Genomic DNA, 14,279 nt, shown 5'->3' on the forward strand with positions numbered 1-14,279 from the left:
GACGTTTTCAGGGAGATCGATCATGACCACAGACGATGGCAAGACCCAGGTCACGCCGGGCAAGACCCGTTTTTATCAGGGCGAGGGCAAGGATGCCCAGCCGCTGTTCTGTATCGAGCCCGGCATTCCCTGCCAGCACGCTCGCGAACAGGCGTCGGAGTTGATGGATTATGTGCGGCACCTGACCTTGGTCGGGGTGATGGACGAAGATCCGCGGATGGTCTGGGCTGCCCACTATCTCAGTGCGTTGGCCAAGGCGCTGATGGATGATGCGGAGCTTGGGATGGCGCATTAGTCCCAGGCTTTGCACATTCCCCCGTAGGAGCGGCCTTGTGCCGCGAAAGGGCTGCGAAGCGGCCCCAGGATTTGTGCATCAAGCTGATATCGCCGGGGCTGCTTCGCAGCCCTTTCGCGGCACAAGGCCGCTCCTACAGGGCTTGGCGTGACAGATGGGCCGGCGGCACCTGGTCTACCAGCCAGACACCGTTGTCGGCTTGATAGAACACCGTTCCCGCTGCGCACATGGCCTGGGTATCGACCGTAAGCAGCACCGGCTGACCATATCGCTTGCCCACCGCCAGTGCGGTCTGCGGATCCTCGCTCAGGTGCACATGGTGGCGACTGCCGGGGATCAGGCCCTGGGCTTCGATGGAGGCCAGGAAGCGGCTGGCGGTGCCGTGATAGAGCAGGGCGGGTGGCGTCTTGGCGACATGGCGCACTTCGACCTGGGCGCTGCTGTGGCCCTGGGCGGCGCGGATGCGGCGGCCATCGTCGGAGAGGGTGAAACGGCGCTTGTCATTGGTCTCGACCACCTCGCGCAGGGCGTGCAGGTCGAAGGCATGGCCTTGCCGGCCGGCGCCGTGGATCAGCGCGTCGACATCGGCCCAGCCGTCGCGGTCGAGGGTCAGGTCGATGGATTCGGGGGCGTGGCGCAGTACGTAGCTGAGGAATTTGCTGAGGGTGTCGCGTTGTTTCTGGTTCACTGGAAAGGTCCTTTTCCATGGCTTCTGGTCGTTTGGGGCGTGGGCATTCTCCGGGTTTGGGGTTGAGTTCTCAAGCGTGTGGATGACCTGTGAGAGCGCACTCCCACAGGTTCGTCGCTGATGTCAGCCCTGACGCAAGGCGTCGAGCAGCGCCTTCAGCTGGTCACGGCCCTGGGCATCCAGCCCGAACACCGGCCGACGCGGTTCACCCACCGGCAGCCCGGTTATCTCCAGGCCAGCCTTGATGGTCGCCGGCAAGCCCCCCTTGAGGATGAAGTCGAGCAACGGCAGCTGGCGGTAGAACAGCGCCTTGGCCTGCTCCAGCTCACCGGCCTGCACCGCCTGGTATAGCCGCAGGTTCAGTTCGGGAATCAGGTTGGCCGCCGCCGTGCACCAGCCTGTGGCGCCCGCCACGAAGGCCTCCAGCGCCAGCGGGTTGCAGCCGTTGTAGAACGGCACCTGGCCCTCGCCGAGCAGTTGCAGCTTGTGCATGCGCTGGATGTCGCCGGTGCTCTCCTTGACCATGGTCACGTTGTCGACTTCGCGCACGATACGCAGGATCAGCTCCACCGGCATGTCGGTGCCGCTGGTGGCCGGGTTGTTGTAGAGCATGATCGGCAGATCGATGGCCGCGCCGATGGCGCGGTAGTGCTGGACGATCTCGGCTTCGCTGAGTTTCCAGTAGGCCGCCGGCAGCACCATCACTGCGTCGGCGCCGTGTTGCTGGGCGAAGCGAGCGCGGCGCACGGCACCGGCGGTGGTCAGGTCGGAGACGCTGACGATGCTCGGCACGCGCTTGGCGATGCGCTCCAGGCTGTACTGGGCGACCTGCTGCCATTCGCCGTCGCTCAGGTAGGCACCTTCGCCGGTGCTGCCCAGCGGTGCGATGGCGTGGACGTCGCCGTCGATCAGGCGGTCGATGGAGCGGCCCAGGGCCGGCAGGTCAAGCTGTTCACCGTCCTGGGTGAACGGGGTGATGGTATAGCCGATGATGCCGTGGAATCGAGTGGTCATGGTGTGTGGCTCCGCAAGCAAGGCAAGGTAGGGTCAGGCGAGGCAATCGGTGTGCTGGCGCAGGGCCTGCCGGGCGTAATAGTTGAAGGCGGCGCCGTGGCGCTTGGGCCGGTCGATCCAGTCGTGGGCGTCGCGGCCGAGCTCCGGGGCGATCGGCTTGATGGTGCCGGCGGCCATCGCCAGCAGCTGCAGGCGCGCGGCGCGCTCGATCAGCTGGGCGTAGACGCAGGCCTGCTCGATGCTGGTGCCGGTGGACAGCTGACCGTGGTGCGAGAGCAGGATGGCGCGCTTGTCGCCCAGGGCAGCGCTGATGATCTCGCCTTCCTCGTTGCCCACCGGCACGCCCGGCCAGGCTTCGAGGAACGCGCAGTCCTCGTACAGCGGGCACAGGTCCATGTGCGAGACCTGTAGCGGCACTTCGAGCATCGACAACGCGGCGACGTGGGTGGGGTGGGTGTGGATGATGCAGTTGACGTCGGGGCGGGCGCGGTACACCCAGCTGTGGAAGCGGTTGGCCGGGTTGGGCATGCCCTGGCCTTCGAGCACTTCGAGGTCTTCGTTGACCAGCAGCAGGTTGCCGGCGGTGATTTCGTCGAAGCCCAGGCCCAGTTGCTGGGTGTAGAAAGTGCCTGGCTGCGGGCCGCGGGCGCTGATCTGCCCGGCCAGGCCCGAGTCGTGGCCGTGGTCGAAGAGAATTCGGCAGGTCAGGGCCAGCTTTTCGCGCACAGTCCACGTATTATCGGCAAGCGAGCCTTGCATCTGTGTCAGTGCCTTTTGCACCAGCTGGTCTTTGCTGAGGGTAAGGGTGTTGGCCATGGGGAGCTTTCCTCTGTGGCGTGATGACGGATGTCAGGGCTGGCTCGCCCCCGAGCTTTGGACGGTGAGGGGGCGAGCCATCAGATGACACAAATAATCCTATATGACACAAAGTGTCATAAGCAAGTGCGTTTGTTCGGGAATCCCGCTTCACATGTCTATCCGACTGAAACTGCTGAGAAAGAAACTAGGCATCACCCTTGAGCAGCTGGCTGAGAAGTCCGGCATGACCAAGAGCTACCTGTCCAAGGTCGAGCGCGGCCTCAACATGCCGTCGATCGCCGCCGCGCTGAAGCTGGCGCGGGCGCTCAACGTCAATGTCGAGGAGCTGTTCGACGGCGAGCACGACGGCCAGGCGCGCTACAGCCTGGTGCGTCGCGGCGAGCGCCAGGCGCTGGTGGGCGGCGGCGAGGGGCCGGGGTATGCGGTGCTGACCTCGCAGGTCGGCCAGCGCAGCCTGCTGCCGTTCCTGATCCAGCCGCCGACCACGTTCAGCGACCCGACCTTCAAGGAACACGAAGGCGAGGAGTTCCTGTTCGTCCACGAGGGGCAGGTGGAGGTCGACTTCATGAGCGAGCGGGTGCTGCTGGAGGCGGGCGACGCCCTGCATTTCAATGCCCAGACCCCGCACCGCCTGCGTTCGGTCGGCGAGCGCCAGGCGCAGTTGCTGGTGGTGGTGCAGGGCGGCGAGGGGTGAGGGCGGGGCGATGATCGAGGTCTCGCGGTTCTGGCGTGATCCGGCATTGCCCTTCGTCGAAGCCCGGCGCGTGGGAGACGGCCGCCAGGTGTGCTACGCCGCCCATTCCCACGAAAGTTTCTCCATCGGCGTGATCACCGGCGGGCGCAGCACCTACCTGACCGGCAACGCCCGGCACGAGGTGGCGGCGGGGACCACGGTATTGATGAACCCGGGCGTGGTGCACACCTGCAATCCGATCCAGGGCGAGCCCTGGTCGTACCTGATGCTGTTCGTCGACATGCCCTGGCTGCTGGCGCGTGGCTTCGCGTTGCCCTCGGCGACCTTGAGCTCATCGACGGTGCTGTATGGGCAGTTGCTGGCGCTGTTTGCCGGGCTGTTCGAGCCTGGCAACGAGGGTCGGGAGGCGCAGCTGGAGGCGTTCTTCAAGGGTTTGCCGCAGCTGCTGGAGGCCGACGCGAGCGGCCAGCCCGCGCGCCATCCACGTGTGGAACTGGCCGCCGCGTTCATCCGTGCCCATCGCCTCGACCCGCTGACGCTGGACGACATCTGCGCCGCAGCGGGGCTGTCACGGGCCTACCTGATCCGCGCGTTCGGCAAGCGCTTCGGCCTGACGCCCCATGGCTACCTGCTCGACCAGCGGGTGCAGCACGCCCGGGCGCAACTGCGCAACGGCAGGCCGATCGCCGAGGTGGCGCTGGAGGCGGGATTCGCCGACCAGGCGCACCTGCAGCGGGCCTTCAAGCGCCACCTGGCGACCACGCCGGGGCATTACCGCAATGGCTGAATAACAGGAATGTCCCACCTGTGCGGGAGATCACCCAAGCCTTTGGGCTGTGCTGTCGCGCAGGGAACTGGGTTGCCAGCCCCACCAGCGTGGGAGCGGCGGTGCGCCGATGCGACTTGCCCCGCGATGTGGTGTATGGCACCGGCATAGCCGGTGATCGCGGGGCAAGCCCGCTCCCACGCTGCCCCAGTCACATCAAAGAACTGTGTTTAGGTCCATGAGAGCGGGCTTCCCCCGCGACAGGGCTCGAGCCAACAGCCTCACAGGATCAGGTAGACCGCACTCGCCACCAGCAACCCCGCCAGCACCCGATTCAACAGACGCATACGCCACGGCTCACCCAGGTACTGACGGATCACGCTGCCAGCCCAGGCCCAGCTGGCCACGGAAAGGAAGCAGATCGGCCCGTAGATCCAGGTGAACTGCCACAGCAACTGCTGCTCGCCGCCGGTGTAGGCACCGATCCCGGCCACCGCCGCCAGCCAGGCCTTGGGGCTCAGCCACTGCATGGCCGCGCCGTGCCAGGCGCTGGGCGCTCGCCGGTTGTCGTCGGCGCCCAGCCCGCCATCGTCACTGGCCAGCTTCCAGGCCATGTACAGCAGAAACAGCACGCCACCCCCGTGCAGTAGCCGCCCGAGCAAGGGCCAGCGCAGCAACAGTTCATGCACGCCCAGCCCCACCAGCACCAGCAGCAGGCAGAAACCCAGGGTGGCGCCGGCCGCATGCCCGATGCTGGCCCGCAGGCCGTGGCGCGCGCCGCTGCCGAGGGCGACGATGTTGACCGGGCCGGGGGAGATGGAGGCGGCCAGGGCAAAGGCCGCCATGGACAATGTCAGGCTCATCGGAGGTTTCCATGTTGGAGGAGGGTATGGCTATCCTGGCTAAAATCGTGACGGGCGTATTGAACAAAAATGCTCTGCCGCACCTGTTACAGCTTTTGTAATAGTTTTGCGCTATCAGAGAAATCTGCTTCGATTGTAGGATCGACATCCCTATTTTCTATCAAGGTCTATATGAGCACCTTCGCGGAGCCCCCCAGTCCCCGGCCGTCCCGGCCTTCCTTCCTGCGTCCTCGTGACGCCGCCCTCGTGAGTACCCGCTAATGGAATGGCTAGCCGACCCCACGGCCTGGCTGGGCCTGTTGACGCTTATCGTCCTCGAGCTGGTGCTGGGTATCGACAACCTGGTGTTCATTGCCATCCTCGCCGACAAGCTGCCGCCGCACCAACGCGACCGCGCCCGGGTGATCGGCCTGTCGCTGGCGCTGATCATGCGCCTGGGCCTGTTGGCCAGCATCTCGTGGATGGTGACCCTCACCGCGCCGCTGATCGACGTGTTCGGCAAGACCTTCTCCGGCCGTGACCTGATCATGCTGTTCGGTGGTGTGTTCCTGTTGTTCAAGGCCACCATGGAACTGCACGAACGCCTCGAGGGCCATGTCGCCCAGAGCGGCGGCGTGACCCGTCACGCGGCGTTCTGGCCGATCGTCGCGCAGATCGTGGTGCTCGACGCGGTGTTTTCGCTGGACGCGGTGATCACCGCCGTGGGCATGGTCGAGCAGCTGTCGGTGATGATGATCGCGGTGATCTTCTCCATCGGCATCATGATCGTCGCCAGCAAGCCGCTGACCCGCTTCGTCAACGCCCATCCGACGGTGATCATGCTGTGCCTGGGCTTCCTGATGATGATCGGCTTCAGCCTCACCGCCGAAGGCCTGGGTTTCCATATTCCCAAGGGCTACCTGTACGCGGCCATCGGCTTCTCGCTGCTGATCGAGCTGTTCAACCAGCTGGCCCGCGCCCGCCGCAAGCGCAGCCTGCATCAGCACCGGCCATTGCGTGAGCGCACGGCCCACGCGGTGCTGCGCCTGATGGGCGGGCGCCGGGTAGAGGCCGACGAGGTGGGCGAGGAGATCGCCGACCTGGTGGCTGGTGGCGACGAGCAGGTGGTGTTCGACCGCCGCGAGCGGGTGATGATCAGTGGCGTGCTCAACCTGGCCGAGCGGCCGATCCGCACGGTGATGACGGTGCGGGCCAAGGTCGATGCCATCGACCTGTCGCAGCCGGCCGAGGCGATCACCCAGATGCTGGTCAACTCGTCCTACTCGCGCCTGCCGCTGATCCGCGACGGGCGCATCGAGGAGCCGCTGGGCTACGTGCACAAGAAGGAGCTGCTCAAGGAACTGCTGGGCGGCAACCAGCCGGCGCTGGAGCACCTGGCGCGGGCGCCGTTGAACCTGCTGGAGAGCTTCAGCATCCTCAACGCCCTGGAGCAGATGCGCGCCCAGTCCACCCACATCGCCTTCGTGGTCAACGAGTTCGGTGACTTCACCGGGGTGCTGACCATGACCGACATCCTCGAGTCGATTGCCGGCGAGCTGCCGGACGCGAGCGAGGTGGAGGGGCCGGGCGTGGTCGAGGAGGCGGGTGGCTTCGTGGTCAGTGGCGCCCTGAACCTGGCCCAGGTCCAGGCGCGCACCGGCTTCGCCGCCCGTGCCACCGATGACTACCAGACCCTGGCGGGCCTGGTGATGAGCCTGCTGGACCGCCTGCCGGTGGTGGGCGATCACCTGGCCTGGAACGGCTGGACCATGACCGTGGTGGCGGTGGAGGAGCGTCGGGTGCGTCAGGTGCGCCTTACACCGAACGCCGACGCTGACGCAGCAGGTGCTTGATGCCTTCAAGCACCAGCACCAGCACGGCGGCCCAGATCGGCAGGTAGGTCAGCCACTGGTCGGGGCCGATGGTCTCGCCCAGCGCCAGGGCCACGCCCACCAGCAGCACCGGCTCGACGTAGCTGAGCAGGCCGAACAGGCTGAACGGCAACAGACGGCTGGCCAGCACGTAGGCGATCAGGGCGCAGGCGCTGATCGCCCCGAGCAGCGGGATAAGCCCGTACAGGGCCGGGTGCTCGGCCAGGTCCGCCGCCGACAGCGGGCCCTGGATCACGAAGTACAGGGCCCATGGCAGCAGCAGGCACATGTCGCACCACAGGCCGCCCAGGTGGTCGGTGCGGCAGCGCCGTCTGAGGACGAAGTAGATCGGGTAGCCGATCATCACCAGCAGGGTTTCCCAGGCAAAGCTACCGTGCTGGTACAGCTCGTGGCCAACCCCGAGCACGGCGAAGCTCACCGCGACCTTCTGCAGGCGCGACAGGCGTTCGCCATACACCAGCCGCCCGGTCAGCACCATGGCCAGCGGCAGCAGGAAGTAGCCCATCGACACTTCCAGGCTGCGCCCGTGCAGGGGCGCCCAGAGGAACAGCCACAATTGCACGCCCATCAGCCACGAGGTGCCGACCATGCCGAGCAGCAGCAGCGGTGTGCGGCGCACCCGCCCGAGCAGCTCGCCGACCCGTTTCCAGTCCTTCGACACCAGCATGAACAGCGTCAGGCAGGGCAGGGTCAGCAGGGTGCGCCAGCCGAAGATCTCCTCGCCGTCCAGGGGCTTGAGGAAGGAGGTATAGAAGTACATCACGGCGAACAGACAGGACGCCATGACCGACGAAAGAATGCCTTTTGACACGAATGCCTCGGAAAACGGGAAGTGAGCGGGCGGATCAGCCGCGCATGATCTCAGGGCCATTGCCCGGCGGCAACTGCGGGCTACCCGGCTGGGCGGCCAGGGCCAGCAGCAGTTCGTCGGCGGGCATCGGCCGGGCGAACAGGTAGCCCTGCTGGAAGTCCACTTCGTGGCGTGCCAGGTAGTCGCGCTGCACCTCGGTCTCCACGCCTTCGGCGACGATGCCCAGGCCCAGCTTGGCCGAGAGTTCGATGATGGTGTCGAGGATATGCTGGGACAGGGCGTCGCCGCCGATCATGGCGACGAAGCTCTGGTCGATCTTCAGGTAGTCGACCTGGAACTGGCGCAGGTAGTTGAGGCTGGACTGGCCGGTGCCGAAGTCGTCCAGGGCGATCATCACGCCCATGGCGTGCAGCTTCTCGAACAGTTCCAGGGTCACCGGGGTCGGCTCGATCAGCTTGCGCTCGGTCAGCTCCAGGGTCAGTACCACGCGCCCGGGCGGGAAGTGCTGGAGGAAGGTCTGGCAGTCGTCGAGCAGGCCCAGGTCGCGGCAGTGGTCGGCGGTGATGTTGATGCCGACATGGAAACCGTCCTCCAGCAGCGCCGCATGCGGGGCCAGGGCCTGGGCGGTGTGCAGCATCAGGGCCCGGGTCATGGCGACGATCTGGCCGCTATGCTCGGCATAGGGAATGAACAGGTCCGGGCGCACCAGCCCTTCGCGCGGATGCTGCCAGCGCATCAGCACTTCGACACCGGCCCAGCGGTAATCGCCCTTGCGTACCACCGGCTGGAAGTACGGCACGAACTCGTCGGCGTCCAGGGCCCGGTCCAGCTCGCCGCGTGATGAACTGGCGCGGCGGATCTGCCAGCGGCAGGCGGCACCGGCCGCCACCCCCAGCATCAGCAGCAAGCTCAGCAGGGCGGGGTAGCGCGAGCGCATCAATGCGGCATGCCTGCCTTCTTCGTAGCCGGCATGCACATCGAACGGATAACGGGTGGAGGCATACTGCGTGGCGGCGGTGGCCGCGAGCGGCGGCTTGCCATCGTGAACCTGGCCATCGCTGCCCATCCAGTGATTGCCGACATGCACCTTCACCAGGTTGTCGGCGCCGATCAGGTGCAGCGCGGTGAGCAGGTGGCGGCCATCCACGGTGGTGATCGCTCCCCGGTCGCCACGGCCCTCCTGGTTGACCCGGTAGACCAGCAGGGCCTGTCCCGGGGTGACCGAGTTGCCGTTCATCAGCCACAGTTGTCCATTGGTGTAGTCGCTGGCATTGACCGGCTCGTCGAAGTCGCCGAACAGCGAGGTGCAGTACAGGCGGTCGTGGTCGAACAGGTTGGTCGAACGCACGAAGGCGTTGCGCGTCACCTCGATGCGCAGGGCCAGCTGCACCTCGTCGCAGGGCAACCCGGCCTTGGGCAGCAGGTGATGGGCGGCGCTGGACAGGCTGTCGAGGATCGCTTCGACATGGACGCCCACTTCTCGGGCCGTGGCCAGGCTGCTGGCCTGCAGTTCCTGTTCGGTCTGCCAGCGCATCACCGCCAGCCCGCACAGCAGTGGCAGCACGCCGACGCCCCAGGGCAGCAGGGCGCGCCAGCTCCAGCGGGTGGGGCGTTTGGCGGTCAGGGGCATGTGCGTGTGGACCTTCTGCGAGGTGACGGGTTGCTGCTGAGAATAGCCGTTTGTCGGAACAACCTGCGAACTAAAGCGCGACAAACAAATTTACGCACTGTAGAATCGGGTTACGAATACAACAATAAGGTTCTCCGCCTCCCGGGGAATCAAGCCCGCCGAGAATGGGTCCATATGACATACCATGGGTTCAAGCTGATCATTGGTGACTTCCTGGCCCGCAGCGTGCGCGGGATCCCCTGCTCACCACCACGCCATCTCCACATCCAAAGCCTGTAATAAACCGTTTTTCGCTTATAGATGAGGACACCCACATGGCAGATATCTTCGACAACCCGATGGGCCTGGAAGGCTTCGAATTCATCGAGCTCGCTTCGCCGACCCCTGGCGTGCTGGAGCCGGTATTCCAGATTCTCGGTTTCACCAAGGTGGCCAGCCACCGCTCCAAGGATGTGCACCTGTATCGCCAGGGCGGCATCAACCTGATCCTCAACAACGAGCCCAAGAGCATCGCCTCGTACTTCGCCGCCGAGCACGGCCCGTCGGTGTGCGGCATGGCCTTCCGCGTGCGCAACGCCCATGAAGCCTACGCCCGCGCCCTGGAACTGGGCGCCCAGCCGGTGGAGATCGAAACCGGTCCGATGGAACTGCGCCTGCCGGCGATCAAAGGTATCGGTGGCGCGCCGCTGTACCTGATCGACCGCTACGAAGAAGGCAGCTCGATCTACGATATCGACTTCAAGTTCATCGAAGGCGTGGACCGCAACCCGGTCGGCGCGGGCCTGAAGATCATCGATCACCTGACCCACAACGTCTATCGCGGACGCATGGCCTACTGGGCCAACTTCTATGAAAAACTGTTCAACTTCCGCGAAATCCGTTATTTCGACATCAAGGGCGAGTACACCGGCCTGACCTCCAAGGCGATGACCGCGCCGGACGGCATGATCCGCATTCCGCTCAACGAGGAATCGTCGAAAGGGGCCGGGCAGATCGAAGAGTTCCTGATGCAGTTCAATGGCGAAGGCATCCAGCACGTGGCCTTCCTCACCGACGACCTGCTCAAGACCTGGGACGCCCTCAAGGGCCTGGGCATGCGCTTCATGACCCCGCCGCCGCAGACCTACTACGAGATGCTCGAGGAGCGCCTGCCAGGGCACGGCGAGCCGGTCGACCAGCTGCAGGCCCGCGGCATCCTGCTCGATGGCGCCTCGGCGCCGGGCGACAAGCGCCTGCTGCTGCAGATCTTCTCGGAAACCCTGCTGGGGCCGGTGTTCTTCGAGTTCATCCAGCGCAAGGGTGACGACGGCTTCGGCGAAGGCAACTTCAAGGCGCTGTTCGAGTCGATCGAGCGTGACCAGGTGCGTCGTGGCGTGCTGAACGTCGAGTAATACGCTTTACCTGCAAGACCCATCGCGGGGCCAGCCCGCTCCCAAGCCATGACGGGCGTGGGAGCGGGCTGGCCCCGCGATGCTTTTGTGGGAGCTACCGGTTGCGCAAGTAGCGAATCACCGCCTCGGCCACCCCGGTGGTGGAGGCCGGATTCTGCCCGGTGATCAGGCTGCCATCCTCCACCACGTAAGGCGCCCAGGGATCGTCCGCCTTGCTGTACTCGCCGCCGCGGGCGCCCAGCTCGTTTTCAGTCAGGAATGGCACCACCTCATCCAGTTCCGCCAGTTTCTCCTCGGTGTTGGAGAATCCGGTCACCCTGCGTCCCTTGAGCAGCAGGCTGTTGTCGCTGAGCTTGATGTTGAGCAGGCCCACTACGCCATGGCACACCGCGGCAACCGCGCCACCGCGCTCATGGATGCGCCGCGCGAGTTCTTGCAGCGGCTGGTTGTCGGGGAAGTCCCACATCACGCCATGTCCGCCGGTGTAGTAGATCGCGCTGTACTGCTCTGCCTTGACCTGGCCGGGGCTCAATGTGGCGCCCAGGCGGTTCATGAACGTCTTGTCGTCGTACCACTGCCAGTCCAGCTCCGGCGCCATGCGCAGGCTGTGCGGGTCGATGGGCACGTAGCCGCCCGCCGGGCTGACGTAGTCGACGGCAAAGCCTGCCTGCTGCACCTTGTCGATGAAGTGCACGGCCTCACCCAGCCACAGTCCTGTGGCGCGCGAGATGGTGGGGTACTTGGCGGTATTGGTCAGCACGACCAGGAGCTTCTTGTTCATGTGTGCATGCCCGTCGAATCCATGGGAAAACGGTTGGCCAGCAGGAGCGAAAGCCTTATCAGCATAGCCCTCGCCACGCAATGCGCCACGGCCGGCGGACGCTGTGCTACGCTGCTGAAAATTCGATGCATTACCGGGGAGAAACCATGGACAAGGGCACTTCCACTTTCCTGCAGGCCGCCATCGACGAGGCTCGCAAGGGACTCGAGGAGGGCGGCATCCCGATCGGCTCGGTGCTGGTGCACGACGGCAAGATCATCGGCCGCGGCCATAATCGAAGGGTGCAGAACGGCAGCGCCATCCTGCATGGCGAGATGGACGCCCTGGAAAATGCCGGTAGACAGCCTGCCCGGGTGTACCAGGAATCCACCCTCTATACCACCTTGTCGCCTTGCGCCATGTGCAGCGGGGCTATCCTGCTGTACGGCATCAAGCACGTGGTCATCGGTGAGAACACCACGTTCCTGGGAGAGGAAAAACTGCTCGGCAGCCGGGGTGTACGCTTGGAAGTACACGACGATGAGACCTGCAAGGCGCTGATGCGCCGTTTCATCGAGGAAAAGCCTGAGCTGTGGGACGAAGATATTGGCCGCTGACCTGCATGCCGGCGGGGGCGAGATCCAGGTCATTCACCTGGCGCCACCTACCTCCCCGCTGGCCACCATGGGCAAGCCCATCGCCGACTTCGACTGGTTCACGACCCCGCTGGGGCCGCTGACGTCCTGGCCGCCGGCCCTGCGTATCGCCGCCGACATGGTGTTGCTGTCTCCGTTTCCCTGTGCGCTGGTCTGGGGCCCGGCGCTGACCGTGATTCACAACCAACCTTACCAGGCCCTGCTGGGCGCTGAGGGTGGCCATCAGGGCCGGTCCTTCGATGCACTCTGGGCGCAGAACTGGGAAGGCATGGGCGCGGCGGTGTTCAAGGTGCTGGAGGGGCAGGGCAGCCTGATCGAGGACGCGCCGTTGCCTGTCAATCGAGAGGGCTTCGCGGCGACGGCCTGGGTGACGGGTTGCTATTCACCTATCCGTAACGACCAGGGTGAGGTTGCCGGCTTCCTGCATGCCCTGATCGAGACCACTGCCAGTATCGAGACCGGGCGTGAGTGGCGTGAACTGGCGCTGTCCTTCGAGGCGCGCCTGGAGCAGTACCTGAGCGATCCGCAACATACCTGGCAGCTGTCGCCCGACGTGATGCTGATGTTCGATGCCAACCTGCACGTGCGCTCGTCGAATCCGGCCTGGCATCGCTTGCTGGGCTGGGGAGAGGCGTCGCATCTGCAGGTGACCTTGCCTGAACTGTTTCACCCCGCCGATCGCACCGAAGCCCAGCTTGCATTGAAGTCGCTGCTTCAGGGACAGGGCATGACGGCATTCGATGCTCGGGTCAGGCACAACGAAGGGCACTATTGCTGGTTCCGCTGGACCGGGATTGCCGGTCCGGCACTGCCCGCGCTGGTGGGACGGGACATCACCGCTGACCGCCAGGCGGTCCAACGCCTGGCCGAGGCGGCGGTGCGGGACGGCCAGCGCATGGAATCCGTGGTGAAAGTTGCGGGTGGCCTGGCGCATGAAATGAACAACGTGCTGTCCGGTGTCGGCAGTAGCCTCGAACTGCTCGAGCGACGCCTGGCCCAGGGGCGGATGGAGCGTGTCGAGGAATATGTGCAGATGGCCCGGGAATGTGCCCAGCGCGCCATTGGCCTGACCCAGAACCTGCTGGCGTTCGCCCGTAGCCAGCCGCTGTCGCCCAACCCACTGAACATCAATCGCCTGCTGCAGGAGATGGAGCCGATGTTGCGCCAGACCCTCGGCGCCGAAATGCACCTGGATTGGCAACTGGATGTCGCGCCCTGGCTGTTGCAGGTCGACGCCGATCAGTTGCGCAACGCCCTCCTGCATCTTTGCAGCAATGCCCGGGATGCCTGTCTTGGCCAGGGCACCCTGACGATCAGAACCTCCAACGAGCGCTTGGCGTTGGCCAGCGAGGGGCCGGCCAGTGTACCGGCGGGCGACTATGTCACGTTGCAGATCGAGGACGATGGCCACGGCATGTCCCGGGAGGATGTGGCGAGGGCCTTCGAACCGTTCTTCACCACCAAGCCGTTGGGGCAGGGGGCGGGCCTGGGGCTGCCCATGGTGCATGGTTTCGTGTGCCAGTCGGGGGGCCAGGTGTGGATCGAATCGAGCTTGGATCAAGGGACTCGGGTAGTGCTGATGTTCCCGCGCCATTTGGGTGTGCTGCCCGAGAGCATCGCCCTGGACGCGCTGCCGGTTCAGGCCCGGGGCGAGCGGCTGCTGTTGGTCGATGACGAAGTCAACCTGCGCGGGCTGATGAAAGAGGCGCTGGTCGAATGCGGCTTCGAGGTGTGCGATGTGGCCGATGCCAATGGCGCACTGGGCGAGTTCCGGCATCGCGGCCCGTTCGACCTGGTGATCACCGATATCGGCTTGCCGGGAGGCTTCAGCGGGCGCCAGGTGGCCAAGGCGCTGCGGATGATGAAGCCGGAGCAGAAAATCCTGTTCATCACTGGCTTTACCAGCGACCCGGTCGAGCAGGTACTGCTCGACGAACCGGGTACGGCATTGATGTTCAAGCCGTTCTCGCTGCAGACGCTGGTGGTCAAGATCCAGCGTATGCTGCAAGCCTGAGGGCGGG

General features: G+C 65.2%; 14 protein-coding genes. 7 read left to right on the forward strand and 7 right to left on the reverse strand.

The genetic code is table 11. The features are described from left to right. The first annotated feature begins 22 nt into the window (after positions 1 to 22). The gene (locus tag VUG52_RS12885; protein WP_028691523.1) at positions 23 to 295 is read left to right on the forward strand and encodes a DUF3077 domain-containing protein; all 273 of its coding nucleotides are present in this window, start codon (positions 23 to 25) and stop codon (positions 293 to 295) included. Between the two features lie 133 nt (positions 296 to 428). Here the strand turns inward: VUG52_RS12885 and VUG52_RS12890 are convergent, their stop codons facing one another. The 3 genes from VUG52_RS12890 to VUG52_RS12900 form a co-directional block, all read right to left on the reverse strand. After that, complete coding sequence (locus VUG52_RS12890) at positions 429 to 983, reverse strand: RNA 2'-phosphotransferase (RefSeq protein ID WP_050705825.1); 555 nt, start codon at positions 981 to 983, stop codon at positions 429 to 431. 123 nt (positions 984 to 1,106) lie between these two features. Further along, positions 1,107 to 1,997, reverse strand: coding sequence for a dihydrodipicolinate synthase family protein (locus VUG52_RS12895; protein ID WP_050705824.1), 891 nt, complete (start codon positions 1,995 to 1,997; stop codon positions 1,107 to 1,109). Between the two features lie 33 nt (positions 1,998 to 2,030). Continuing rightward, a complete protein-coding gene (locus tag VUG52_RS12900) occupies positions 2,031 to 2,813 on the reverse strand; it encodes an aldolase (RefSeq protein ID WP_050705823.1) in 783 nt (260 codons plus the stop codon). A 154-nt stretch (positions 2,814 to 2,967) separates the two neighbouring features. Between VUG52_RS12900 and VUG52_RS12905 the strand changes: the two genes are divergently transcribed. After that, entirely contained in the window at positions 2,968 to 3,510 is a 543-nt protein-coding gene (locus VUG52_RS12905) for a helix-turn-helix domain-containing protein (RefSeq protein WP_050705822.1), read from the forward strand. Between the two features lie 10 nt (positions 3,511 to 3,520). Further along, the gene (locus VUG52_RS12910; RefSeq protein WP_050705821.1) at positions 3,521 to 4,297 is read left to right on the forward strand and encodes an AraC family transcriptional regulator; all 777 of its coding nucleotides are present in this window, start codon (positions 3,521 to 3,523) and stop codon (positions 4,295 to 4,297) included. Positions 4,298 to 4,557: 260 nt separating this feature from the next. On the opposite strand, the gene VUG52_RS12915 is transcribed toward VUG52_RS12910, so the two are convergent. Further along, positions 4,558 to 5,139 (reverse strand): LysE family translocator, encoded by a 582-nt coding sequence (locus VUG52_RS12915; RefSeq protein ID WP_050705820.1) that lies wholly within the window; start codon positions 5,137 to 5,139, stop codon positions 4,558 to 4,560. Positions 5,140 to 5,399: 260 nt separating this feature from the next. Between VUG52_RS12915 and VUG52_RS12920 the strand changes: the two genes are divergently transcribed. Further along, complete coding sequence (locus VUG52_RS12920) at positions 5,400 to 6,971, forward strand: TerC family protein (RefSeq protein WP_050705819.1); 1,572 nt, start codon at positions 5,400 to 5,402, stop codon at positions 6,969 to 6,971. Here the strand turns inward: VUG52_RS12920 and rarD are convergent. Beyond that, entirely contained in the window at positions 6,934 to 7,821 is an 888-nt protein-coding gene (rarD, locus tag VUG52_RS12925) for an EamA family transporter RarD (RefSeq protein ID WP_050705818.1), read from the reverse strand. The genes VUG52_RS12920 and rarD overlap by 38 nt on opposite strands. A 34-nt stretch (positions 7,822 to 7,855) precedes the next feature. Further along, positions 7,856 to 9,451 (reverse strand): EAL domain-containing protein, encoded by a 1,596-nt coding sequence (locus VUG52_RS12930; RefSeq protein WP_050705817.1) that lies wholly within the window; start codon positions 9,449 to 9,451, stop codon positions 7,856 to 7,858. A gap of 314 nt (positions 9,452 to 9,765) precedes the next feature. Between VUG52_RS12930 and hppD the strand changes: the two genes are divergently transcribed. Beyond that, positions 9,766 to 10,842: a 4-hydroxyphenylpyruvate dioxygenase gene (hppD, locus tag VUG52_RS12935; RefSeq protein WP_050705816.1), complete on the forward strand. Its 1,077-nt coding sequence runs from the start codon at positions 9,766 to 9,768 to the stop codon at positions 10,840 to 10,842. 94 nt (positions 10,843 to 10,936) lie between these two features. On the opposite strand, the gene VUG52_RS12940 is transcribed toward hppD, so the two are convergent. Then, positions 10,937 to 11,623: a type 1 glutamine amidotransferase domain-containing protein gene (locus VUG52_RS12940; RefSeq protein ID WP_262952313.1), complete on the reverse strand. Its 687-nt coding sequence runs from the start codon at positions 11,621 to 11,623 to the stop codon at positions 10,937 to 10,939. Between the two features lie 146 nt (positions 11,624 to 11,769). Here VUG52_RS12940 and VUG52_RS12945 point away from each other — a divergent pair, with 146 nt between their 5' ends. After that, positions 11,770 to 12,219 carry a nucleoside deaminase gene (locus VUG52_RS12945; protein ID WP_050705830.1) on the forward strand — a complete coding sequence of 150 codons (450 nt, stop codon included), beginning with the start codon at positions 11,770 to 11,772 and terminating at the stop codon, positions 12,217 to 12,219. Next, the gene (locus VUG52_RS12950) at positions 12,209 to 14,272 is read left to right on the forward strand and encodes a hybrid sensor histidine kinase/response regulator (RefSeq protein WP_331833066.1); all 2,064 of its coding nucleotides are present in this window, start codon (positions 12,209 to 12,211) and stop codon (positions 14,270 to 14,272) included. Before VUG52_RS12945 ends, VUG52_RS12950 begins: the two co-directional genes overlap by 11 nt. Positions 14,273 to 14,279: the final 7 nt, after the last annotated feature.

This window comes from Pseudomonas sp. LH21 (assembly GCF_036549575.1).
In the GTDB taxonomy this organism is placed as follows: domain Bacteria; phylum Pseudomonadota; class Gammaproteobacteria; order Pseudomonadales; family Pseudomonadaceae; genus Aquipseudomonas; species Aquipseudomonas peradeniyensis.

Excerpts from the sequence above, each read along its gene's own strand:
- VUG52_RS12885 (WP_028691523.1), top strand. The coding sequence starts at position 23 with ATGACCACAGACGATGGCAAGACCCAGGTCACGCCGGGCAAGACCCGT.
- VUG52_RS12895 (WP_050705824.1), bottom strand. The coding sequence starts at position 1,997 with ATGACCACTCGATTCCACGGCATCATCGGCTATACCATCACCCCGTTC.
- VUG52_RS12900 (WP_050705823.1), bottom strand. The coding sequence starts at position 2,813 with ATGGCCAACACCCTTACCCTCAGCAAAGACCAGCTGGTGCAAAAGGCA.
- VUG52_RS12905 (WP_050705822.1), top strand. The coding sequence starts at position 2,968 with ATGTCTATCCGACTGAAACTGCTGAGAAAGAAACTAGGCATCACCCTT.
- VUG52_RS12910 (WP_050705821.1), top strand. The coding sequence starts at position 3,521 with ATGATCGAGGTCTCGCGGTTCTGGCGTGATCCGGCATTGCCCTTCGTC.
- VUG52_RS12915 (WP_050705820.1), bottom strand. The coding sequence starts at position 5,139 with ATGAGCCTGACATTGTCCATGGCGGCCTTTGCCCTGGCCGCCTCCATC.
- VUG52_RS12920 (WP_050705819.1), top strand. The coding sequence starts at position 5,400 with ATGGAATGGCTAGCCGACCCCACGGCCTGGCTGGGCCTGTTGACGCTT.
- VUG52_RS12930 (WP_050705817.1), bottom strand. The coding sequence starts at position 9,451 with ATGCCCCTGACCGCCAAACGCCCCACCCGCTGGAGCTGGCGCGCCCTG.
- hppD (WP_050705816.1), top strand. The coding sequence starts at position 9,766 with ATGGCAGATATCTTCGACAACCCGATGGGCCTGGAAGGCTTCGAATTC.
- VUG52_RS12940 (WP_262952313.1), bottom strand. The coding sequence starts at position 11,623 with ATGAACAAGAAGCTCCTGGTCGTGCTGACCAATACCGCCAAGTACCCC.
- VUG52_RS12945 (WP_050705830.1), top strand. The coding sequence starts at position 11,770 with ATGGACAAGGGCACTTCCACTTTCCTGCAGGCCGCCATCGACGAGGCT.